The 22,806-nt window shown below is 67.5% G+C and carries 19 protein-coding genes and 2 riboswitches; of the genes, 11 read left to right on the forward strand and 8 right to left on the reverse strand.

The window, feature by feature from the left end:
* Positions 1–162: 162 nt before the first annotated feature.
* The 4 genes from ACUTR7_RS16830 (at position 163) to ACUTR7_RS16845 (ending at position 5,061) form a co-directional block, all read left to right on the forward strand.
* Entirely contained in the window at positions 163–1,863 is a 1,701-nt protein-coding gene (locus ACUTR7_RS16830; protein WP_063325586.1) for an electron transfer flavoprotein-ubiquinone oxidoreductase, read from the forward strand.
* Between the two features lie 404 nt (positions 1,864–2,267).
* Positions 2,268–3,239, forward strand: a complete 972-nt coding sequence (locus tag ACUTR7_RS16835) for an ABC transporter substrate-binding protein (RefSeq protein ID WP_012206114.1) — start codon at positions 2,268–2,270, stop codon at positions 3,237–3,239.
* 123 nt (positions 3,240–3,362) lie between these two features.
* Positions 3,363–4,250: an ABC transporter permease gene (locus ACUTR7_RS16840; protein ID WP_043825488.1), complete on the forward strand. Its 888-nt coding sequence runs from the start codon at positions 3,363–3,365 to the stop codon at positions 4,248–4,250.
* 16 nt (positions 4,251–4,266) lie between these two features.
* Positions 4,267–5,061, forward strand: a complete 795-nt coding sequence (locus ACUTR7_RS16845; protein WP_012206116.1) for an ABC transporter ATP-binding protein — start codon at positions 4,267–4,269, stop codon at positions 5,059–5,061.
* Between the two features lie 67 nt (positions 5,062–5,128).
* Here ACUTR7_RS16845 and ACUTR7_RS16850 read toward each other — a convergent pair whose 3' ends face one another.
* The 3 genes from ACUTR7_RS16850 to ACUTR7_RS16860 form a co-directional block, all read right to left on the reverse strand.
* Entirely contained in the window at positions 5,129–5,515 is a 387-nt protein-coding gene (locus ACUTR7_RS16850) for a cupin domain-containing protein (RefSeq protein ID WP_445609340.1), read from the reverse strand.
* A 76-nt stretch (positions 5,516–5,591) separates the two neighbouring features.
* Positions 5,592–6,404: an AraC family transcriptional regulator gene (locus ACUTR7_RS16855; protein WP_063325588.1), complete on the reverse strand. Its 813-nt coding sequence runs from the start codon at positions 6,402–6,404 to the stop codon at positions 5,592–5,594.
* A 60-nt stretch (positions 6,405–6,464) separates the two neighbouring features.
* On the reverse strand, positions 6,465–7,925 hold the full coding sequence (locus tag ACUTR7_RS16860; protein ID WP_445609341.1) for an MFS transporter: 1,461 nt from the start codon (positions 7,923–7,925) through the stop codon (positions 6,465–6,467).
* A gap of 93 nt (positions 7,926–8,018) precedes the next feature.
* On the opposite strand from ACUTR7_RS16860, the gene ACUTR7_RS16865 reads away from it, so the two are divergent.
* Both ACUTR7_RS16865 and ACUTR7_RS16870 read left to right on the forward strand, forming a co-directional pair.
* Complete coding sequence (locus tag ACUTR7_RS16865; protein ID WP_012206120.1) at positions 8,019–8,909, forward strand: LysR family transcriptional regulator; 891 nt, start codon at positions 8,019–8,021, stop codon at positions 8,907–8,909.
* Between the two features lie 255 nt (positions 8,910–9,164).
* Entirely contained in the window at positions 9,165–10,646 is a 1,482-nt protein-coding gene (locus ACUTR7_RS16870; protein WP_013801947.1) for an amino acid permease, read from the forward strand.
* A 52-nt stretch (positions 10,647–10,698) separates the two neighbouring features.
* On the opposite strand, the gene ACUTR7_RS16875 is transcribed toward ACUTR7_RS16870, so the two are convergent.
* The 3 genes from ACUTR7_RS16875 to ACUTR7_RS16885 form a co-directional block, all read right to left on the reverse strand.
* Entirely contained in the window at positions 10,699–11,055 is a 357-nt protein-coding gene (locus tag ACUTR7_RS16875) for a VOC family protein (protein ID WP_071956184.1), read from the reverse strand.
* An 84-nt stretch (positions 11,056–11,139) separates the two neighbouring features.
* Positions 11,140–11,907 (reverse strand): helix-turn-helix domain-containing protein, encoded by a 768-nt coding sequence (locus tag ACUTR7_RS16880; protein WP_445609342.1) that lies wholly within the window; start codon positions 11,905–11,907, stop codon positions 11,140–11,142.
* 5 nt (positions 11,908–11,912) lie between these two features.
* Positions 11,913–12,368 (reverse strand): Lrp/AsnC family transcriptional regulator, encoded by a 456-nt coding sequence (locus tag ACUTR7_RS16885; protein WP_012206124.1) that lies wholly within the window; start codon positions 12,366–12,368, stop codon positions 11,913–11,915.
* A gap of 367 nt (positions 12,369–12,735) precedes the next feature.
* On the opposite strand from ACUTR7_RS16885, the gene ACUTR7_RS16890 reads away from it, so the two are divergent.
* On the forward strand, positions 12,736–14,445 hold the full coding sequence (locus ACUTR7_RS16890; RefSeq protein ID WP_445609343.1) for a sensor histidine kinase: 1,710 nt from the start codon (positions 12,736–12,738) through the stop codon (positions 14,443–14,445).
* Positions 14,446–14,496: 51 nt separating this feature from the next.
* On the opposite strand, the gene ACUTR7_RS16895 is transcribed toward ACUTR7_RS16890, so the two are convergent.
* Positions 14,497–14,988: a DMT family transporter gene (locus tag ACUTR7_RS16895; RefSeq protein WP_445609344.1), complete on the reverse strand. Its 492-nt coding sequence runs from the start codon at positions 14,986–14,988 to the stop codon at positions 14,497–14,499.
* Between the two features lie 98 nt (positions 14,989–15,086).
* Here ACUTR7_RS16895 and ACUTR7_RS16900 point away from each other — a divergent pair, with 98 nt between their 5' ends.
* The gene (locus tag ACUTR7_RS16900) at positions 15,087–16,004 is read left to right on the forward strand and encodes a LysR family transcriptional regulator (protein WP_445609345.1); all 918 of its coding nucleotides are present in this window, start codon (positions 15,087–15,089) and stop codon (positions 16,002–16,004) included.
* 15 nt (positions 16,005–16,019) lie between these two features.
* Here ACUTR7_RS16900 and ACUTR7_RS16905 read toward each other — a convergent pair whose 3' ends face one another.
* On the reverse strand, positions 16,020–17,624 hold the full coding sequence (locus tag ACUTR7_RS16905) for a fatty acid--CoA ligase (protein ID WP_445609440.1): 1,605 nt from the start codon (positions 17,622–17,624) through the stop codon (positions 16,020–16,022).
* Between the two features lie 169 nt (positions 17,625–17,793).
* A riboswitch (glycine riboswitch) is annotated at positions 17,794–17,905 on the forward strand.
* 15 nt (positions 17,906–17,920) lie between these two features.
* Positions 17,921–18,039, forward strand: a riboswitch (glycine riboswitch).
* Positions 18,040–18,098: 59 nt separating this feature from the next.
* On the opposite strand from ACUTR7_RS16905, the gene gcvT reads away from it, so the two are divergent.
* The 3 genes from gcvT (at position 18,099) to gcvP (ending at position 22,706) form a co-directional block, all read left to right on the forward strand.
* Positions 18,099–19,232 (forward strand): glycine cleavage system aminomethyltransferase GcvT, encoded by a 1,134-nt coding sequence (gcvT, locus tag ACUTR7_RS16910; protein WP_445609346.1) that lies wholly within the window; start codon positions 18,099–18,101, stop codon positions 19,230–19,232.
* Between the two features lie 136 nt (positions 19,233–19,368).
* Positions 19,369–19,743 (forward strand): glycine cleavage system protein GcvH, encoded by a 375-nt coding sequence (gene gcvH / locus ACUTR7_RS16915; RefSeq protein WP_012206130.1) that lies wholly within the window; start codon positions 19,369–19,371, stop codon positions 19,741–19,743.
* 71 nt (positions 19,744–19,814) lie between these two features.
* Positions 19,815–22,706 carry an aminomethyl-transferring glycine dehydrogenase gene (gene gcvP / locus ACUTR7_RS16920; RefSeq protein ID WP_445609347.1) on the forward strand — a complete coding sequence of 964 codons (2,892 nt, stop codon included), beginning with the start codon at positions 19,815–19,817 and terminating at the stop codon, positions 22,704–22,706.
* Positions 22,707–22,806 lie beyond the last annotated feature (100 nt).

A 22,806-nucleotide genomic window follows, 5' to 3' on the forward strand; every position in this document is an offset into this window, starting at 1 on the left:
GTCACTGTGCAGCAGGGCGGATTCCCGCGCTGTCACCTATCAGCAACGACGGGGTCCACGCACGTCATAGAATCCACCGCATTGCGGCATTTGCGCTGCAGCCGAACGAACGTTCGGTCTGCCGAACATCCTGTTTTTTCAATATCCAAGCGAGACACCCCGATGACGAACGAAGAAATCCTGGCCCAGTACGGGCCGCGCGAAGCCATGGAATACGACGTGGTGGTGGTTGGCGGCGGCCCCGGCGGCCTGGCCACGGCCATCCGCCTCAAGCAGCTGGCGGCCGAAAAAGGCCAGGATGTCTCCGTCGTCGTGCTGGAAAAGGGCTCGGAGCCCGGTGCCCACATCCTCTCGGGCGCGATCATGGACCCGCGTGCGCTGACCGAGCTGATCCCTGACTGGAAGGAAAAGGGCGCGCCCCTGACCCAGCCCGTCACCGATGACGCCATGGTCTTCCTGGGCGAGAAATCCGCCCTGCGCACGCCCAACTTCCTGCTGCCGGCCTGCTTCCAGAACCATGGCAACTACATCGTTCGCCTGGGCTATGTGGTCAAGTGGCTGGGCGAGCAGGCCGAGGCACTGGGCGTTGAAATCTTCCCGGGCTTTGCTGCCGCCGAGGTGCTCTACAACGAGGACGGCTCGGTCAAGGGCGTGGCCACCGGCAACATGGGCATCGGCAAGGACGGCGAGCCCACGGGCGACTTCCAGCTGGGCATGGAGCTGCACGCCAAGTACACGATCTTTGCCGAAGGCTCACGCGGCCACCTGGGCAAGCAGATCATTGCCAAGTACCAGCTGGACGCCGGCAAGGACCCGCAAAGCTACGGCCTGGGCATCAAGGAGCTGTGGGAAATCGACCCGGCACGCCACAAGCCCGGCTTCGTGATGCACACGGCCGGCTGGCCCATGGACAGCAAGACCTACGGCGGCGCCTTCCTCTACCACCTGGACGACAACAAGGTCACGCTGGGCTTCATCACGGGCCTGGACTATGCCAACCCCTACCTGAGCCCCTTCGAGGAATTCCAGCGCTGGAAGACCCATCCCAACATCCGCTACTACCTGGAAGGCGACGAGTCCAAGGGCATCAAGCCGGCCAAACGCCTGGGCTACGGCGCGCGCGCCATCACGGCCGGCGGCCTGCTGTCCCTGCCCAAGTTCGTGTTCCCGGGCGGCGCGCTCGTGGGCTGCGACGCAGGTTTCCTGAACGTCAGCCGCATCAAGGGCAGCCATGCCGCCATCAAGACCGGCATGCTGGCCGCCGAGGCCGCCTATGACGCCATCGTCGCGGGCCGCCAGGGCGACGAGCTGGGCGCCTATGTAGAGGCCTTCGAGAACAGCTGGCTGTACGAAGAGCTGAACAAGTCGCGCAACTTCAAGGCCTGGTTCAAGAAGGGCCTGACCACAGCCACGCTGATGAACGGCATCGAGCAGTTCGTGCTCAAGGGCAACATCCCCTGGACGCTGCACCGCGACAAGCCCGACCACGCCTACCTGAAGCCTGCTGCCGAGTGCAAGCCCATCGACTACCCCAAGCCCGATGGCAAGCTGACCTTCGACCGCCTGTCCAGCGTCTTCATCAGCAACACCAACCACGCCGAAGACCAGCCCGCCCACCTGACGCTCAAGGACGCCTCGGTGCCCGTGGCCATCAACCTGGCCAAGTACGCAGGCCCCGAGCAGCGCTACTGCCCGGCCGGCGTCTACGAGTTCGTGGACGACACGGCCCAGGGCGGCAAGCGCCTGCAGATCAACGCCCAGAACTGCGTGCACTGCAAGACCTGCGACATCAAGGACCCCACGCAGAACATCGTCTGGGTCACGCCCGAAGGCGGCGGCGGGCCGAACTACGCGGGCATGTGATCCGCACGCCACACCGGCCCTCCTCTGAAGCCTGCCCAAGCCTGCTTGTGCAGGCTTTTTCTTTGAGCGCCGTCAAAGCCATGCAGGCCCAGAAAGCATAGAAGGCCATCCGAAAGGCGCTTGCACGCAATAAAAATGCACGACAAAGCCCAAAACAAGCCCCTGAAGACGCAAACCTGCACCGCCAAACCTGTTCAACACGCATGAAAAAGTTGCACCTAGGGCATTCCCCGCAGATTTCATGCCAATTTTTAGATACAAACCTATAGGTGAAAACCGGGTCGTCCAAACGCCAAGGCGTACAGGGCGGCTGCAGTAGACTTTGCCGCGAAGCGCCGCGACCGTCCTGTGCGGCCTTCTGCTGAGCAAACAGGAACAAACACAAGCACGTTGGAGATACACGTATGAAGCACTTGTCTTGGGCGCCCCTGGGCGCGCTGGCCCTGGCAATTTCCGCCATTGCGGGCGGCGCCCACGCCGCTGACGAGAAGTCGGTCGCAGTGACCGCCATCGTCGAGCACCCTGCACTCGACGCCGTGCGCGACGGCGTGCAGGCCGCGCTCAAGGAAGCTGGCTACGAAGCCGGCAAGAACCTCAAGTGGCAGTACCAAAGTGCCCAGGGCAACACCGGCACGGCCGCGCAGATCGCACGCAAGTTCGTGGGCGACAAGCCTGACGCCATCGTGGCCATCGCCACGCCCTCGGCCCAGGCCGTGGTCGCATCGACCAAGACCGTGCCCGTGGTGTTCTCCGCCGTGACCGACCCCGTGGCCGCCAAGCTGGTGCCCAGCTGGGAGCCGTCCAAGAACAACGTGACCGGCGTGTCCGACCTGCTGGCCCTGGACAAGCAGATGGATCTGGTCAAGCAGGTCGTGCCCAATGCCAAGCGCGTGGGCATGGTCTACAACCCCGGCGAGGCCAACTCCGCCGTGGTGGTCAAGGAACTCAAGGCCCTGCTGCCCAAGCTGGGCATGACCCTGGTGGAAGCCGCCGCACCCCGTTCCGTGGACGTCAGCAGCGCCGCGCGCAGCCTGGTCGGCAAGGTCGACGTGATCTATACCAACACCGACAACAACGTGGTCTCGGCCTACGAGTCGCTGGTCAAGGTCGGCCAGGACGCCAAGATCCCGCTGGTGGCCTCGGACACCGACTCCGTCAAGCGCGGCGCCGTGGCTGCCCTGGGCATCAACTACCGCGATCTGGGCGAGCAGACCGGCCGCATGGTCGTGCGCATCCTCAAGGGCGAAAAGCCCGGCGACATGAAGACCGAAGTCAGCACCAAGATGGAGCTGTTCGTGAATCCCGGCGCCGCCGAGAAGCAAGGCGTCAAGCTGTCCGACGCGCTGGTCAAGTCGGCCGCCCAGGTGATCAAGTAATACCCGGGGTTTGCCTGCCCGGGACCAACCCGGGCAGTGCGCCCACGGTGGCAGGCGCCATGGCAACATGGCCCTGCCCTTTTTTTAAGTCGTTTTCTGTCCCACGCGCCTGTCGCTCCTCCTATGTCTCTTTTCTCATTGCTCGGTGCCGTCGAGATCGGCCTGATCTTCAGCCTGGTGGCGCTGGGCGTCTTCATCTCGTTCAGACTGCTGCGCTTTCCCGACCTCACGGTGGACGGCAGCTTCCCGCTGGGCGGCGCCGTCTGCGCCATCCTGATTTCCACGGGCACCAATCCCTGGCTGGCCACGCTGGCCGGCACGGCCGCAGGCGCCGTCGCGGGCCTGATCACGGGCTGGCTCAATGTGCGCCTGAAGATCATGGATCTGCTGGCCTCCATCCTGATGATGATCGGCCTGTATTCGGTCAACCTGCGCATCATGGGCGGCCCCAACGTGCCGCTGATCAACGAGACCACGCTGTTCACCCTGCTGCAGCCAGACAGCGTGGCTGACTATGTGATGCGCCCGGTGATCCTGTTCGTGATCGTCGTGATCGCCAAGCTGGGCCTGGACTGGTTCTTCGCCACCGAGCGGGGCCTGGCCATCCGCGCCACGGGCTCCAACGCCCGCATGGCCCGTTCGCAGGGTGTGAACACCGGCGCCATGATCCTGCTGGGCATGGCGATCTCCAACGGCCTGGTCGGCCTGGCCGGCGCGCTGTTCGTGCAGACCCAGGGCGGCTCGGACATTTCCATGGGCATCGGCACCATCGTCATCGGCCTGGCTGCCGTGATCGTGGGCGAATCCATCCTGCCTTCGCGCCGCATCGTCTGGGCCACGCTGGCCGTGGTGGTGGGCGCCATCGTGTACCGCTTCTTCATTGCAGCGGCCCTCAACAGCGATTTCATCGGCCTCAAGGCCCAGGATCTGAACCTCGTCACCGCCCTGCTGGTGACCGTCGCCCTGGTGATCCCCCAACTGAAGCGCAAGTTTGCACAGCGCAAGTCCTGATCGCCGGAGAACCCTCATGCTGAGCGCACAACAACTCGAAATCACCTTCAACCCCGGCACGCCCATCGAAACGCGGGCGCTGCGCGGCATGTCGCTGGACATTCCCGACGGCCAGTTCGTCACCGTCATCGGCTCCAACGGCGCCGGCAAGTCCACCTTCCTGAACGCCGTCTCGGGCGACCTGTCCGTGGACAAGGGCCGCATCGAGATCGCCGGCCAGGACATGACGCGCCTGCCCGTGTGGGCACGTTCCGAGCGCGTGGCCCGCGTCTTCCAGGACCCCATGGCGGGCACCTGCGAGGACCTGACCATCGAGGAAAACATGGCCCTGGCCCAGCGCCGCGGCACCTTCCGCCGCCTGAGCCGCGCCGTCAAGGCCGAGATGCGCGACAACTTCCGCGAGCGCCTGTCCATCCTGGGCCTGGGCCTGGAAAACCGCCTGACCGACCGCATCGGCCTGCTCTCTGGCGGCCAGCGCCAGGCCGTGAGCCTGCTGATGGCGGCGCTGCAGCCTTCGCGCATCCTGCTGCTGGACGAGCACACCGCCGCGCTCGACCCGCGCACGGCCGACTTCGTGCTGCAGCTGACGGCGCGCATCGTCTCCGAGGCCAAGCTCACCACCATGATGGTCACCCACAGCATGCGCCAGGCGCTGGACGTGGGCGAGCGCACGGTGATGCTGCACCAGGGCCAGGTCGTGCTCGACGTCAGCGGCGAGGAGCGTGCGCGCATGGACGTGCCAGACCTGCTGCACATGTTCGAGAAGGTGCGCGGCGAAAAGCTGGCCGACGACGCGCTGCTGCTGGGCTGAGCGCTCCGCACTTCCGGGAACAAGGGGCGCTGCGGCGCCCCTTGTTCATGGGATGGCTACGGGCTGGCTAAACCCACACATCGTTGAGCGCCGTCCTCTCGCCGCCTTCCTCCCCGGTGTTCAGCACCCCGCGCGGCTCGATCAGCATGAGGCGGGCTTCCCGCTCGGCGCTGGGCCTGTGCTCCGTGCCTTTGGGGACCACGTACAGCTCGCCCTGACGCAGCAGCACATGGCCATCACGGAAGTCGATGCGCAGCTCGCCATCCAGCACCAGGAAGGCTTCATCCGTTTCGGCATGCGAGTGCCAGATGAACTCGCCCTGCACGCGCACGATCTTGAACTGGTAGTCGTTCATCTCGGCGACGACGCGGGGGCTCCACTGGCCGGTGAAGCGGCTGAATTTCTCGGGGAAGTTGATGGCCTCGCAGGGGCGGTTTCCAACGGGGAACGTCATGGGCAGACCTTATGAAAGCGTGTGAAGCCTCCATGCTAGGAAGCGCCATCCCTCCGGTCTTGCACGATCGTGCAGCTCAGGCCGCGCCAAGGCGCCTGAGCCAGCGTGCGGGCGGCACGCCATAGGCCATGGCGAACTGGCGCGCCATGTGGCTCTGATCGAAGAAGCCGGCCTGCAGTGCAGCATCGGCCACGCCCTGCCCCGCCAGCAGCAGGCGCCGCACGGTGTCCAGCCGGCGCATGGTCAGGTAGCGGTAGGGGCTGGTGCCGTAGAGCGCGCGGAAGTCACGGCACAGCCGCCAGCGGTCCAGGCCACTGGCCTGTGCCAGGGCATCCAGGGTCACGCCCTGCACCAGCGCGTCGTGGATGCAGGCGCGGGCGCGCTCCACGGCCCCCAGGTCGGGCAGGCGCCGGACGTTGCGGCGGCCCGCCACGGCGTCCAGCGCCCATGCCAGGTCGTAGATGGCGTCGTCGCGGGCCAGCGGCTCCAGGTCTTCATCCAGGCCCTGCAGCAGCGGCAGCAGCGCGGCCTTGAGCCGCGGATCGGCAGACAGCCCGCCCTCGACAAAGGGCAAGGGCCTGCCGCCCAGCACCTGCTGGATCAGGGCCGGCTCCACATAGACCATGCGGTAGCGAAAGCCTGCGTCGGTGCCCGCGTGGCCGTCATGCAATTCATCGGGATGCAGCACCATGGCACCGCCCGGCAGGCTGTGCCGCTGGCTGCGGCGGTAGGCAAAGCTTTGCACGCCGGACAGCGTCAGGCCCAGCGCGTAGGTGTCGTGCCTGTGGGGCGCATAGCCGTGCCCGCCGAAGTAGGCCTCGATGCGCTCCAGGCCTGCGCCCAGCTGCGAATGCCGGACCCAGTCGCTGGAGATGCTCGTTTCTGCCATGTGGGTTGGTGGTGAGGGGTGTGCAAAGCAGCCGCAGATGGTAACTGCGGGACAGTGACCTCAAGGCGAGCAGGCCGGCTGCTCCGCGCCCGGCACGGCCTGGCTTGCCGGTGCGCGGCGCATGCCCGCCGACACCACCCACCCCAGCAGCGCGATCAGTGCAGCACCCCATTCGGCCTGCTGCAGCCCCCGGGCGGTGGCCTCGCGCAGCGCATCGGGCGCCGTGATTCCGGCCAGCGGCGCGGTGGCCACCATGACCAGCAGGGCCAGCCCCAGCGCCGCGCCCACTTGCTGGGCCGTGGCCGCAATGCCCGAGGCCACGCCCTGCTGCGCAGCCGCCACGCCCTGGCCGGCCACCACCCACATGGCGGTCCAGCACGCGCCCTGGCCCAGGCTGAGCACCACGAAGCCGGGCACCAGCCAGACATAGCTGCCGCCCAGCGGCAGCGCCCAGGCCATGTAGGCCAGGCCGATGGTGCCTGCGGCCCAGCCCCCCATCAGCACGGCGCGCGGTGTGGAGCGGTGCAGCCAGTGTTCGGCCCAGCGGATGCCCAGCGTGCAGACCGCCGTGGGCAGCAAAAAGGCCATGCCGGCCTGCAGCGGGCTCCAGCCGAAGATCTGCTGGAAATACAGCGCCAGAAAGTAGTACTGCACACCAAAGCTGCTCATGAAGAGCATGGTCAGCAGCATGGCCGCGCGCAGGCTGGGCACGCGCAGCAGGGACAGCGGCATCAGCGGCGAGGCGATGCGGGCCTCGATGCGCCAGAACAGGGCCAGCGCCGCCATGGCCACGGCCAGCGTCCCCAGCGTGGCGGCGCTGGCAAAGCCCCATTCAGGGCCTTGCACCAGGGCCGTCACCAGCAGGCTGCTGCCCACGGTCACGCTCAGGCAGCCGGCCAGATCGAAGCCCTGGCCCGGCGCGGCGCGCCCGGTCTGGGCCGAGGGCGGCAGAAAGCGCAGCGCCACCATGGCACACGGCCAGGCCACGGGCACCAGCACCCACAGCACCCAGTTCCAGCCCAGCGTCTGCGTGAGCACGCCGCCCAGCAGCGCGCCGGCCGCCAGCCCGCCGGCCGACGCCATGCTCCACACGGCCAGGGCGCGGTTGCGCTCGGGCCCGGCCGCATACAAGGTGTTGATCAGCGACAGCGTGGCCGGAAACAGCAGCGCCCCGGCCACGCCCTGCCCTGCGCGGCCCAGCACCAGCTGCCAGGGCTGCGAGGCAAAGCCGCCGACCAGGGAGGCCAGGCCGAACAGCGCCATGCCCGCCACATACATGCGCCGCTTGCCCAGCAGGTCCGCGCAACGCCCGCCCAGCAGCAGGCAGCCGCCAAAGGCCACGCTGTAGGCACTGACCACCCATTGCAGATGGTGCGCGTCCATCTGCAGCTGCTGGCCCATGGCGTCGAGCGCAACGAAGACGATGGTGGCATCCAGCGCAATCAGCAGCTGGGACAGGGACAGCAGCGCCAGCGCGGCGCGCGGGTGGCGCAGGGCGCCGGGGTAATCGGTCATTGGCATGGCGCCGATCCTAATTAATGCACTTGTGAAGATAAACAGCAGATTTTCATTTTTCTTATGCAAAACTGCATTAATCGAATCTGGAGACATGCCATGGATCTCAACGCCGTGCACCTGCTCATCAAGGTGGCCGAAAGCCGCAGCTTCACCCAGGCCGCCACGCTGCTGGGCACCAGCCAGCCACGCATCTCGCGCGCCGTGGCCCAGCTGGAAAAGGACCTGGGCACGCGGCTGCTGCACCGCAATACGCGCAGCGTCTCGCTCACGCCTGATGGCTGTGCGCTGGTGGACCGCTGCGCCCCGCTGATCGCCGGACTGGAAGAGGCGCGCCAGCTGGTCAGCGACCGGCGCTGCGCGCCCAGCGGCGTGCTGCGCATGACGGCGCCGTCCATGCTGGGCCGCATCGTGCTGGTGCCGCTGCTGGGGCAGTTGCTGCGCGAGCATCCGCAGCTGCAGATCGACACCAGCTTCACCGACCGCATGGTGGACATGGTGGAAGAAGGTTTTGACGCCGCCGTGCGCATAGGCCCGCTGGCCGACAGCCGCATGATTGCCCGCGCCCTGCCGCCGCTGCGCTGGGTGACCGTGGCCTCGCCCGCCTACCTGGCGGCGCGCGGCACGCCGCAGACGCTGCAGGAGCTGGCGCAGCACAGCTGCATGGCCGTCTACAACCACTACCTGGGCCGGCGCGTGCCCTGGCAGTTCCTGGCCGGCAATGGCGAGATGCTGGACTGGCCTGCGCCACAGACCGTGACCTTCGACAGCGGCGACCCGCTGGTGGAAGGCTCGCTGGGCGGCCTGGGCGTGGCCCAGGTCATGGAGTTCGCGGTGCGCGAGCACCTGCAGGCGGGCCGGCTGGTGCGGCTGCTGCCCCAGCACGAGGGCCGCGCCCGCGAACTGTCCCTGGTCTACCCGCGCACGCGCCAGGCCTCGCCGCGCATCAAGGCACTGGCCCAGTTGCTGCTGGCGCAGACACAGTGGTAGGCAGGCAGGCGGGCCGCAGACGGCGTGGCGCCATGCACACAGTGGGATCGGATTCAGTTCCGCTTATGTGGGTGAAGGGGGATTAAACTCCTGCCTTTCCACGATGGCAGCGTTCTCGGACAATCACGCCTTTTCGTGGTGCATGCACCTTGATGGGGCCGCGACACAGCGGCTCTTTTGTTTTTCCTGTTTTGCATTCCTGCCCCCGCGCCGGCCAGCGGCCGCGCGGGATCTGATCCACCAATCGACACATCCATGGCAGCAGACAACTCCAAGAATGCCGCTCCCACCGCGCTCAGGCGCGAACTCAAGGCGCGGCATCTGTCCATGATCGCCATCGGCGGCTCCATCGGCACCGGCCTCTTCGTTGCCTCGGGCGCCACCATCTCGCAGGCCGGCCCCGGCGGCGCCCTGCTGGCCTACATGATCGTGGGCCTGATGGTCTACTTCCTCATGACCAGCCTCGGCGAAATGGCCGCGAACCTTCCCGTCTCGGGCTCGTTCGCCACCTACGGCGCGCGCTATGTGGACGAAGGCTTCGGCTTCGCGCTGGGCTGGAACTACTGGTACAACTGGGCCGTCACCATTGCCGTGGACCTGGTGGCCGCCCAGCTGGTCATGGCCTACTGGTTCCCCGACGGCAACGGCATGCTGTGGAGCGCCCTGTTCCTGGCCATCATGTTCGGCCTCAACGCCATCTCGGTCAAAGGCTTCGGCGAGGCCGAGTACTGGTTCGCCGCCATCAAGGTGACCACCGTCATCCTCTTCATCGGCGTGGGCGTGCTCATGATCCTGGGCATCGTGCGGGGCGGCGCGCCTGAAGGCGTCTGGGGCAACTTTGCCCTGTGGAGCCAGGGCGACGCGCCCTTTGCGGGCGGTTTCTCGGCGCTGATCGGCGTGGCCATGATCGTGGGCTTTTCCTTCCAGGGCACGGAGCTCATCGGCATTGCCGCCGGCGAATCCGAGAACCCCGCCAAGAACGTGCCCCGCGCCGTGCGCCAGGTGTTCTGGCGCATTTTGCTGTTCTACGTCTTCGCCATTCTGGTCATCAGCCTGCTGATCCCCTACACCGATCCGCACCTGCTCAAGAATGATCTGGGCGACATCAGCGTGAGCCCCTTCACCCTGGTCTTCGAACGCGCGGGCCTGCTGTCGGCCGCCGCCGTGATGAACGCCGTGGTGCTGACCTCGGTGCTGTCGGCCGGCAATTCGGGCATGTACGCCTCCACGCGCATGCTCTACACGCTGGCCTGCCAGCGCATGGCGCCGCGCATGTTCTCGTATGTCAACAAGCGCGGCGTGCCCACGCTGGCCCTGCTGGCCACCACCGTGGTGGCGGCGCTGTGCTTCCTGACCAACATCTTCAGCCCGCAGCTGGTCTACATCTGGCTGCTCAATCTGTCGGGCATGACGGGCTTCATCGCCTGGCTGGGCATTGCCATCAGCCACTACCGCTTTCGCAAGGGCTTCGAGGCCCAGGGCCTGGACCTGAACCAGCTGCCCTACCGCGCATCCTGGTTCCCGTTCGGCCCCATCTTCGCCTTCGTGCTGTGCATGGTGATCACCCTGGGCCAGAACTACGAGGCCTTCATGGCCGACCGCATCGACTGGACCGGCGTGGTCGCCACCTACATCGGCCTGCCGCTGTTCCTGCTGATCTGGGGCGGCTACCGCCTGGTCAAGGGCACGCACATCGTGAAGTACAAGGACATGCAGCTGGGTTCCAACGTCGACTGACGCCCGGCCCAGTCCCCATGAAAAACAGCCCGCAGATGCGGGCTGTTGGCTTTCAGGCCTCTGCCGACCATACGGCCAGTTCGTAGCCATCCGGATCGGTGAAGTGGAACCTGCGGCCACCCGGGAACGCGAACACCGCGCGGCTGATCACGGCCCCGGCCGCCTCCACGCGGCGCTGTGCCTCGGCCAGATCGTCGGCGTAGAGGATGACCAACGGGCCGCCGGGACGCACCTCCTCGCCGGTGGTGAAGCCGCCCGTCAGCCGGCCATCGCTGAACTCGGTGTAGCTCGGCCCGTAGTCGGTGAAGGTCCAGCCGAAGGCCTCGCCGTAGAACGCCTTGCTGCGTGCGATATCGGCCACGTTGAACTCGATGTTGTCGATCTGGTGGTTCTTGCCCCTGATGCCCATGTGATGCTCCATTGAATGCTGGTAAGCCGCCATCTTCGGCCACGCCGTGGCAGCGGTCTTGAACAAAACGGCCAGCCGGACTGCTCAATCCAGCAGCTGCGCCATGGCGGCGCTGGGCGTGATGCCGCACAGCGCCCTCACTTCGCGCGACAGATGCGCCTGGTCCGCATACCCGGCGTCCGCCGCCAGCGCCGCAAGACCTGCCTGCCGGTCCGACCGTGCCAGGGCCAGCAGGCGCTGAAAGCGCAGCACGCGCTCCAGGGTCTTGGGGCCGTAGCCAAACTGCGCGTGGCACAGGCGGCGCAGGCTGCGCTCCGGCATGTCCAGCTGCGCGCGCATGGCGGCCAGCACACCGGATTCATCCCGCCCGGCTGCAGCCGCCACATTGAACAGCTCCATGGCCTGCCGGTCCGGCGCCGGGGCGTCGCGGCCCATTTGCAACAGTCCATGGATGAACACGGCCTGCCCTGCGCCCGGCTGCGCATCGTTGATGCGTTGCACCCACTCCCGCGCGTGCGGCCCCAGCAGATCACCCAGTTCCACCGCCTGCCCCACGATCTCGTCCATGGGCAGGCCCAGCCAGGCGCTGGCCGCACCGGGGCCGAAGCGCGCCCCCCATACCTCGGACCCCGGCACCAGCGCAGGCCGCGCAGCCACCCTGTCAGGCCCCACGGCCAGCAGTTGCCCGCCTTTGCAGACGATGTCCACGCAGCCATCGGGCACCACGAGAAAGCCGCCGGCATAGTCCGGGGCCACGGTGCTGCTCCACAGGCACTGGAAGTGCGGCTGCAGGGCGGGCGGCGGGGAGTGTTCGCGGTAGGGGGCGGGCGGCGGCGCCTGGCCAGAGGGCATGGATTTCAGACCCCCAGCGGCAGGTCGGCCTTCTTCAGCGTGCGCAGCACAAAGCTGGACTGGCTGTGGCGTATGCCCTTGATCTTGTAGAGCTTCTCGCGCAGCAGGCGCTCGTAGTCACGCGTGTCCTTGACGACGACGCGCAGCAGGTAGTCGTACTCGCCCGAGACCAGATGCGCCTCCACCACCTCGGGAATGGTCGCCAGCATCTCGCCGAATTTCTCCAGCGTGTTGTCCGAATGGCTGTCCAGAGTGACCTGCACCAGCACCGTATCGCCCAGGCCCAGCGCCAGCGGGTTCAGGCGCACGGTATAGCCCTCGATCACCCCCGCCTCTTCCAGCTTCTTGATGCGCGCCCAGCAGGGCGAGGCGCTCAGACCCACGGCAGCGCCGATTTCCTGCAGGCTGGCGCGCGCGTTGGCCTGCAGGGCGGAAAGAATCTTTCTGTCGAGGATGTCCATGGCCAGCAATCTACTGCAAAACAGGCAGGCGCAGAATAATTTTCTGTAGCAACGCCTGTTTTGAAGAAATAAAGCAGCATTTTCTGAGACCAAACGCGCACACTTGTCTGCATGGGAGCACGCTTACCGGCGCAGCAAAACCATTCACCCAGCCCCGCCGACTACCGCCAGCGCCCGGATGCGTGATCCAGACCAGGAGCCCGTTACAGGCCGCCCCGCTTATCCGCAGCGGGGCGGCCTGTTGCATTGGGGCACCTGGCAGACGGCAGACAGCGCTTTCCCGCAATGGCCGCCGGTGCACAATGGCCCCCCGCAAGCCTGCACGGCGGACATATACGGGCGCACGCCACATCAACCAATCGGACCCTTGATCCACACGCAAGACAACCCCACCGAAGGCGGCCGGAAGCACTGGCAAACGGGTGCTGCAACGCAATGGCTGGTGCAGGCCCTGGCAGCCGCAGCGCTTCTGGCACTGCTCACCTGCTTGCTGCCCAACCCCCAGGCCGCCCAGGGCATTGCGGTCTTTCCCGGCAGGAGCATGGCGCCGGCCGCCATGCTGCTGTACGCGTACATGGGCTCGGCCCTGGCCATCACGCTGATGAGCCTGATCCTGTGGTGCTGGCTCAGGGAAAGGCTCTACATTCTTTGCGCCGCGCTCCTGGCAGCCGGCTTTGCCTACGCCGCCTTCCGTTACCGGCCCGAAGGCCTGTGGCTGCCCGGCGCCGACCAGCCCCAGCATGCACTTTCCATCGCCTACTGCAGCTTCTGTGTGGTGGCGACGGTGTTTTTCAGCCAATTGTTCGAGTTCCGCCGCCATTGGATCTGGGCTGCGCACCTCTTCAGCGTGGTGGCCTGGCTGAATGCCATCGCACTGGGCCTGGCACTGTTGGGGGGCTATCCGCAGATCTCGCGTGCCGTGGTGTTCACGGCCCTGGTGTCCACATCGTTCGGTGCGGTCTTCGTGCTGTACCTGCTGGTGGTTCGAAGGCAGTGGCAATACCTGCCGGGCGCGCTGGCGTTTGCGGTGCCTTCCGCCCTGGGCATCCTGAACCTGCTGAGAACCCAGGGCCTGCTGCCGGATGTTGCGCTGCCATCGGCCCAGATGCTGTGGTTTGCCGGGCGTGTTTCCGAGGCCATCCTGCTGGGAATGGCGGTGACCAACCGCACGCGGGTGGCGGAGCGTGCCCTGCGCAGTGAGCGGATGCAGGCCCTGTCACGCGCCCAGGCTGCCGAACGCGAGCTGGAGTCCAAGGTGCTGCAGCGCACCGCACAGCTGCAAACGGCCCAGCAGGCCTTGCAGACGGCCTTGCACAGCGAGCGGGAGATGCGGCTGGAGCAGCGCCAGTTCTTCAACATGATCAACCACGAGTTCCGCACCCCGCTCACCATCGTGGACGGCGCCGCGACCGAGCTGCAGACGTTCCCGACGACGGATGCGGACTCCCTCATCGAGCAGGCGTCCCAGATACGCAGGGCCTCGCGCCGGCTGATGACCCTGGTGGACACCTGCCTGATCAGCGACCGGCTGGACGCGGGCGCGTTCCGGCTGCAACTGGAGCAGACGCCATTGGATGAACTCCTGGAGGAGTCTGCAGAGCTCGTCGGCTGGTCCCGGCGGCATCGCCTGAAACTGGATCTGGAACACGGCCCGCAGCAATGGCAATGCGACCCTGTCCTGGTGCGCATAGCCATCTCCAACCTTGTCGGCAACGCCATCAAATATGCCAAGGCGGGCGACATCACCCTGGCCGCCCGCTGCGATGCGTCCGGTGACCTGCTGATTTCCGTCAGCGACCAGGGGCCGGGCCTTGCGCCCGAAGCGGCAGGACAGGTTTTCGAGCCCTATGAACGCGCAAGCGCCACCCGGCACGTCAACGGGCATGGTCTGGGCCTGTCCGTGGTCAGGCGCATCGCCAGGCTGCACGCAGGCGACGCGTTCTTCCAGCCGGCTGCCGGAGGCGGGGCCTGCTTTGTCATCCGGCTGGGCCGGTTCCTGCCCGGCACGGCAGATGCCCGCCAGGAACGCCCGCCAGCGGCAAGGCCGGCCGCCGTGCCGCCGGGCATGCCCGCCTGACGCGGGCAAGGCCGTGGCCTTCGCCCCTGAAGCAGGGCGTGCTCGCGGCGCTTAGGGGGCCGCCGCTGCACGGGCCGTCCCGCCCTGCACCACCAGCAGCACGCCACCCAGGATCAAGGCCACGCCGGCCAGGCGCGTCGCATTGACCGGCCGTGCACCCAGGCCCATCAGGCCGAAGTGGTCCACCAGCACCGAGACCACGATCTGCCCCGCCACCACGCAAACCAGGAAGCCGCCTGCGCCCAGCCTGGGCGTGACGGCGGCCGCGCTGGCCACATAGATGGCCCCCAGTACACCGCCTATCCATAGCCACCATGGCCCCGCTGCCGCCTGGGCCATGGCCGGAGCGGGCGCGCGCAGCACCCACAGTGTAGGCACCACGACCATGACGCTCACGACCAGCGAGACCAGCGCGCCCCACAGCGGGTGGCCCAGCAGGCGGCCCACCAGGGCATTGCTGGCGGCCTGGAATGGCAGGATGGCCCCCGCCAGCAGCGCCAGGGCCACGGGAGCAAGGGCGGTGAATGTGCTTTTACCTGTCATGCAGCAAGACCTTTCTTCTTCTGTCAATCGATGCCTGCATGCTCTCGCATCCAGCACGTTGATGGAAATCGTTTGTGTGCACGGTCTATATTCATGGCATGGATGAACTGCGCCGGATCGACCTCAACCTGCTGCTGGCCCTGCACGCCCTGCTGGCCGAAAAACATGTGACGCGCGCGGCCGTGCGCCTGCACAAGAGCCAGCCGGCCATGAGCCATTCGCTGGCGCAGCTGCGCGAGCATCTGGGCGACCCGTTGCTGGTGCGGCGCGGCGGCCGCATGGCGCTGACGGCACGCGCGCAAGGCCTGGTTCAACCGCTGGCGGATGCGCTGGGCAGCCTCAACGGCTTGCTGGCACAGGCGGAGTTCGACCCGGCCCACGCACGCGGACGGCTGCGGCTGGCGCTGTCGGACTACGCATCGCGCATCGTGCTGCCGCCGCTGATGCGGCATCTGCGCCAGCACGCACCCGGGCTGGACCTGGCCATCAGCCAGTCCACGCGCGAGGTGATGCTGGCCCAGCTGGCCGATGGCGAACTGGACCTGGCCCTGGGCCCCTTCCCCGACGCACCCGACCTGCCCGAGGGCATCGAGGTGCAGGATCTGTTCCAGGAGCAGTTCGTGAGCGTGGCCGACCAGGCCGTGCTGCCGGCACGCGGCGGGCTGTCACTGCAGGACTGGCTGCAGCGCCCGCACGTCATGCTGGCCATGCGGCCCGACGCCAGCGAGGAAATCGAACGGGCGCTTGCCGCCCAAGGCCTGAGCCGCCGCGTGGTGCTGGCCCTGCCCCACTGGAGCGCGGCGCTGGAGGTGCTGGCAGGCACCGACCTCGTGCTGACCGTGGGCAGCCGCGCCATTGGCGACCTGCGCCGCCACAAAACGCTGCGCCGTTTCGCTCCGCCGCTGGAGCTGCCCCGGTTTGCCTACCAGCAGGCCTGGCATGTGCGCAAGCAGGGGGATGCCATGCATCGGTGGCTGCGCAACTCGATGGCGCAGTGCTGTACTGCGCAGAAGTAAACGCAGGCCGCAGCCTCAGGCTGCCACCACCACCCTCAGCAACTGCTTCTGTATCTTCCCGCTGGCCGTCTTGGGCAGGGCCTCGCGGAAGTGGTAGCGGCGCGGGCGCTTGTAGGCGGCCAGGCGGTCGCCGTGGACCAGGAAGGCGTCCAGCGCCTCGGCCGTGGGCGTGGCGCCAGGCTTGGCGACCACGTGGGCGGCGACGATCTGGCCCCAGCGCTCATCAGCCTCGCCGATGACGGCGACTTCGAGCACATCGGCGTGCTCGACCAGGGCGTCTTCCACTTCGCGGGGATAGACGCTCTCGGCGCCCGAATTGATCATGTAGTCGATGCGGTCACGGATCCAGAGATAGCCATCGTCGTCGATGTGGCCCAGGTCGCCCGTGTGGTACCAGCCGTGCGCCAGCGCGCGGGTGTTGGCGTCAGGGCGGTTGAGGTAGCCGGCCATCATGCAGGGGCCGCGCACCAGGATCTCGCCCACCTCGCCTGGCAGGCAGGCCTCGGCCGGATCGGTGGGGGCGTTGTCTTCGCGCAGGCGCGCCACGATGAGGTCATGGCCCATGGAGGGCAGCCCCGCCGAGCCCGCGTGCGAAAGCTGCTCGCGCGGCAGGAGGATGGACATGCAGGGCCCCATCTCGGTGGTGCCGTAGACCTGGACCAGGTCGCTGCCGACCTTGCGCGTCCATTCGCGGATCAGGTGCGGCGCCATGGAGGCGCCGCCGTACTCCACCAGCCGCAGCGCGGGCGCCTGCTCGGGCGAGGCAATGGGGTCGGCCAGCAGCATGGTGACCATGGTGGGTGCCGCGAAGAAGAAGCTCACGCGCTCTTCGCGGATCAGGCGCCAGGCCTCGGCCACGTCGAAGCGGCGCAGCAGCACCTGGGTGGCCCCGGCCTGCAGGCGCGGCAAAAAGCTGGTGTGCAGCTCGGCCGTGTGATTGAGCGGCGCCATGGCCAGGCCCACGTCGTCGCGCGTGAACTGCATGGTCTGGTGCATGAGGGCGTTGTGCGCCAGCTTGCTGCGGTGCGTATGCAGCACGCCCTTGGGCCGGCCCGTGGTGCCGCTGGTGTACATGAGGATGCAGGGGTCGCTCTCGCGCACATGGGCCTGGGGCGGCGCGCTGCTGCGGCCCCTGGCCAGGGCGGACAGGCGCTGCGTGGCCCAGATCGGCAGCGGGTCGGCCGGGGCATCGTCGGCAAAGATCCAGTGCTCGATGCCCGTGCCAGTGCCGCCGCCTTCGGCCTTGAGCAGGGCCTGGGCGCGTGCGGCCACCTCGCCGCCCTCGTGCTCGAACACCAGGGCGCGCGCTGCGCCGTCCTTGAGGATGAAGGCCAGCTCCTGCGCCGCCAGCCGGTAGTTGATGGGGTTGAAGATGGCGCCCAGGCGCGCGGCCGCCAGCATGGTGAAGACAAAGGACGGCGTGTTGTAGAGAAAGGCCGCGACCACGTCGCCATGGCCTATGCCCAGTTCGGCCAGGCCGTGGGCGTGGCGGTTGACTTCGGCATCGAGCTGGGCGTAGGTCCAGGCGCGGCGCTCGCCGCCCTCCCACGCGACCAGGGCTTCCTTGTTCGGCAGGTAACGTGCCGGCCAGGCCAATGTGTCTCCCAGCGTCTGCTGCATGTGCGCTTCTTCCTTCTCGCTCACGAGATTTCATATATCGATGCATCTCAATGTAGGAGATTTTTTAGACAGTTATGCAATTTGCAAATGCATCCATGCAGGCAAGCGCATGGAACGGCAGTCGGCCCGCGGAAATCCCGAAGCCGCGCGGACGCTGGCCGCAGCTAGAATGCGCCGGTCAGGAGAGAGTGCCCGCCCGGCCGCAATGGTCACAGGCAGCGGCACCGCCGAAGGCGCAGGGTTCGCCCCGAACGCTCAGGCAAAAGGACTGGCACCGCCTGCCGCCACGGCCGCAGGCGTTCCTAGCTGGAGAGAGATGCAGGGCACGGCGGTGTGCCCCATCCACCGAAGGAGCAAGCCCCACGCATGGAAGGTGCGGGTGAATCTCTCAGGTAAAGCGGACAGCAGGGCAGGACATCCCGGGATTCCGGGATGGCGTTGTGCCTTGCCCCTTGCCGAAAAGAGAGTCCCTCCTTGACCGCCGCCTCCACCACCGATCTGCTCAAGACCCCGCTGTTCGACCTGCACCAGGAACTGGGCGCGCGCATGGTGCCGTTTGCCGGCTACTCCATGCCCGTGCAATACCCGCAGGGGCTGATGGCCGAGCATCTGCACACGCGTGAGGCGGCAGGCCTGTTCGATGTCTCGCACATGGGCCAGATCAGCCTGCGCGGCCCGGATGCCGGCGCGGCGCTGGAATCGCTGCTGCCCATGGACGTGCTGGGCCTGGGCGAACACCGCCAGCGCTACGGCCTGCTGCTCAACGACGCGGGCGGCATCCTGGACGACCTGATGTTCGTGCGCCGCGAGGACGACCTGTTCCTGATCGTCAACGGCGCCTGCAAGCACGAAGACCTGGCGCACATCCAGGCCCGCATCGGCCAGCGCTGTGAAATCGAGCCCCAGTTCGACCGGGGCCTGCTGGCGCTGCAGGGCCCGCAGGCAGCAGCCGCCATGGAGCGCCTGCTGCCCGACACGGCCGGGCTGGTGTTCATGACGGGCGGCTACTTCGATTGGGAAGGCGCCGAGCTGTACATCACGCGCAGCGGCTATACCGGCGAGGACGGCTTCGAGATCTCCTTGCCCGCCAGCCACGCCGAGGCCTTTGCCTGTGCCCTGCTGGCCCAGCCCGAAGTCAGGCCCGTGGGCCTGGGCGCGCGCAATTCGCTGCGCCTGGAAGCCGGCCTGTGCCTGTACGGCAACGATCTGGACACGACCACCACCCCGACCGAGGCCGCCCTGAACTGGGCCGTGCAGAAGGTCCGCCGCATCGGTGGCGAGCGCGAAGGCGGCTTTCCCGGCGCGGCCACCGTGCTGGCCCAGCTGCAGTCGCCCGAGCTGCTCACGCGCAAGCGCGTGGGCCTGGTGGCCCTGGAGCGCGTACCCGTGCGCGAAGGCACGGAGCTGCTGGATGCCAGCGGCCGCAAGGTCGGCCAGGTCACCAGCGGCCTGCTGTCGCCCACGCTGAACCAGCCCGTGGCACTGGCCTATGTGGAGCCGGGCAGCGCCGCGATCGGCACCACGCTGCAGGCCATGGTGCGCGGCAAGGCCGTGCCCATGCAGGTGCAGGCCACGCCCTTCGTGGCGCCCCGCTATCACCGCGGTTGAGGACAGCCTGCGCGCTTGGCGTGGATCGAGTTCAGCGGATTCGTTTTTCCTGCCATCGCATGCCGCTACAGTGCGCACTGACCTTTCTCAAACCGCCTTTCACAGGTTTCTTTTTCAGTTTCTATCGGAGCAAGCCATGAGCATCCAGTATTCCAAGGACCACGAATGGATCAACGCCGCCAACCCTGACGCGGCCATCGTCGGCATCACCCTCCACGCGCAGGATGCGCTGGGCGACGTGGTGTTCGTCGATCTGCCCGCCGTGGGCACCAGCTTCAACCAGGGCGATGTGGCCGGCGTGGTCGAGTCCGTCAAGGCCGCCGCCGATGTCTACATGCCCGTCAGCGGCGAGATCGTCGAAGTCAACGAAGCCCTGCGCGACGACCCCTCCCTGGCCAACAGCGACCCGCTGGGCGAAGGCTGGTTCTTCAAGGTCAAGCTCAGCGACGCAGGCCAGCTGGCCGCGCTGCTCGACGAAGCTGCCTACACGGCCTTCGCACAGAGCAACTGACGCCACTTTCCGGCCAGGACGGGCGCCAGGGCCCGCCCTGGCGCTTTTCAGCTTTTGAGACAGGTCCCTCCATGCTGATGTCCTCCACCCAGCCCCTTGCCGCCCTCGAGAACGCCACCGAATTCGTGGCCCGCCATATCGGCATTGCGCCCGAAGACGAGGCCCACATGCTCAGCGCCATTGGCGCGGCATCGCGCGATGCGCTGATCGACGCCATCGTCCCGCCCTCCATCCGGCGCCACCAGCCCATGGCGCTGCCGCCAGCGGCCACCGAGGCCCAGGCGTTGGCCGAACTCAAGACACTTGCCGGCCGCAACCAGCTGCTCAAAAGTTTCATCGGCCAGGGCTACTACGGCACGCACACGCCCGGCGTCATCCTGCGCAACATTCTCGAGAACCCCGCCTGGTACACGGCCTACACGCCCTACCAGGCCGAGATCTCGCAAGGCCGCATGGAGGCCCTGGTCAACTTCCAGACCATGGTCTGCGACCTGACGGCCATGCCGATTGCCAACGCCTCCATGCTGGACGAGGCCACGGCGGCCGCCGAGGCCATGACGCTGGCCAAGCGCTCCGTCAAGAACAAGAGCAACCGTTTCGTGGTGGCGGGCGATGCCCACCCCCAGACCATCGAGGTCATCCAGACGCGCGCCGCGCCGCTGGGCATCGAGGTGCTGCTGGCCAACTCGCTGGAGGAATGGAACCAGCTGATGGAGGGCGACTACTTCGCCGTGCTGGCCCAGTACCCCGCCACCAGCGGCCGCATCGACGATCTGCGTGCCGACGTGGACAAGGCCCATGCAAAGCAGGCCGCCTTCATCGTGGCCACCGACCTGCTGGCGCTGACCCTGATCACGCCGCCCGGCGAATGGGGTGCCGACATCGTGGTGGGCACCACCCAGCGCTTTGGCATGCCCATGGGCGCGGGCGGCCCGCATGCCGCCTTCATGGCCTGCCGCGACGAGTTCAAGCGCTCCCTGCCCGGCCGCCTGGTCGGCGTGAGCGTGGACGTGCACGGCAAGCCCGCCTACCGCCTGGCACTGCAGACGCGCGAGCAGCACATCCGCCGCGAGAAGGCCACCTCCAACATCTGCACGGCCCAGGTGCTGCCCGCCGTCGTGGCCAGCATGTACGCCGTCTACCACGGCCCCGAGGGCCTGGAGCGCATCGCCCGCCGCGTGGCCTCGTACACGGCCATCCTGGCGCGCGGCCTGGCCGAGCTGGGCGCGCCGCTGCGCGAGGTGCCCAGCTTCGACACGCTGAGCCTGCACACGGGTGCGGCCACCCAGGCCATCGTGGAGCGTGCGGTGTCCATGGGCGCCAACCTGCGCGTGTATTTCAAGGAATACCTGTGCATCTCGCTGGACGAGACCACCACGCGCGCCGATGTCGAGCTGCTGTGGAAGATCTTCGCCCGGGACGGCCAGGCCCTGCCCAGCTTCGCCGCCTTCGAAAAGGGCGTGGAGCCGCTGATCCCTGACAGCCTGCGCCGCAGCAGCGACTTCCTCACGCACCCGGTGTTCAACACCCACCGCTCCGAGACCGCCATGCTGCGCTACATCCGCCAGCTGTCGGACAAGGACCTGGCGCTGGACCGCAGCATGATCCCGCTGGGCTCCTGCACCATGAAGCTCAACGCCACCAGCGAGATGATTCCCATCACCTGGCCCGAGTTCGCCCAGGTGCACCCCTTTGCCCCGGCCGACCAGCAGCAAGGCTATGCGGAACTGGACAAGCAGCTGCGCGACTGGCTGTGCCAGGCCACGGGCTACGCCGGCATCAGCCTGCAGCCCAATGCCGGCAGCCAGGGCGAGTACGCGGGCCTGCTGGCCATCAAGGGCTGGCATGCGAGCCGGGGCCAGTCGCACCGCAACGTCTGCCTGATTCCCAGCAGCGCCCACGGCACCAACCCCGCCAGCGCGCAGATGGTGGGCATGCAGGTGGTGGTCACCGCCTGCGACGCCAACGGCAACGTCGACATGGCGGACCTGGCGGCCAAGTGCGAGCAGCACAGTGCCAACCTGGCCTGCATCATGATCACCTACCCCAGCACGCACGGCGTGTTCGAGACCCAGGTCAAGGAGCTGTGCAAGCTGGTGCATGACCACGGCGGGCGCGTCTACGTGGACGGCGCCAACATGAACGCCCTGGTGGGCCTGGCCGCGCCGGGCAGCTTCGGCGGCGATGTCAGCCATCTGAACCTGCACAAGACCTTCTGCATTCCGCACGGCGGCGGCGGCCCGGGCGTGGGCCCCGTCTGCGTGGTCGAGGACCTCGTCCCCTTCCTGCCCGGCCATGCCACGGCGGGCCTTGCGGGCGGCACGGGTGCCATCAGCGCCGCACCGCTGGGCAATGCGGCCGTGCTGCCCATCAGCTGGATGTACATCCGCATGATGGGTGCCCAGGGCCTGACCCTGGCCACCGAGACCGCCATCCTCAGCGCCAACTACATCAGCGCCCGGCTGCGCGACCACTACCCCACGCTGTACGCGGGCGAGCACGGCCATGTGGCGCACGAGTGCATCCTGGACCTGCGCCAGTTCAAGGAAAGCACGGGCATCATGGCCGAGGACGTGGCCAAGCGGCTGATCGACTACGGCTTCCATGCGCCCACGCTGTCCTTCCCCGTGCCCAACACGCTGATGGTGGAGCCCACCGAAAGCGAAAGCCTGTACGAGCTGGACCGCTTCGTGGACGCGATGATCGCCATCCGCGAGGAAATCCGCGCCATCGAGCAGGGCCGCCTGCCCCAGGACGACAACCCGCTCAAGAACGCGCCGCACACGGCCGAGACGCTGCTGGCCTCGGAATGGGCCCACCCCTATAGCCGCGAGGCCGCTGCCTACCCGGTGGCTGCCCTGCGCCAGTCCAAGTACTGGTGCCCGGTGGGCCGCGTGGACAACGTCTACGGCGACCGCAACCTGTACTGCAGCTGCATCCCCGTGGACGCTTACCTGAGCTGAAGCACCTGCCACCGAAAGGGGCGCTTGTGGCGCCCCGCCTGGCGCGCGTACACTGCGGCCCTGCCCGCGCCGGGCTCCGGTAATCTGCCGGACGCCGGGC

It is taken from the genome of Delftia sp. NA_296.1 (assembly GCF_052692095.1).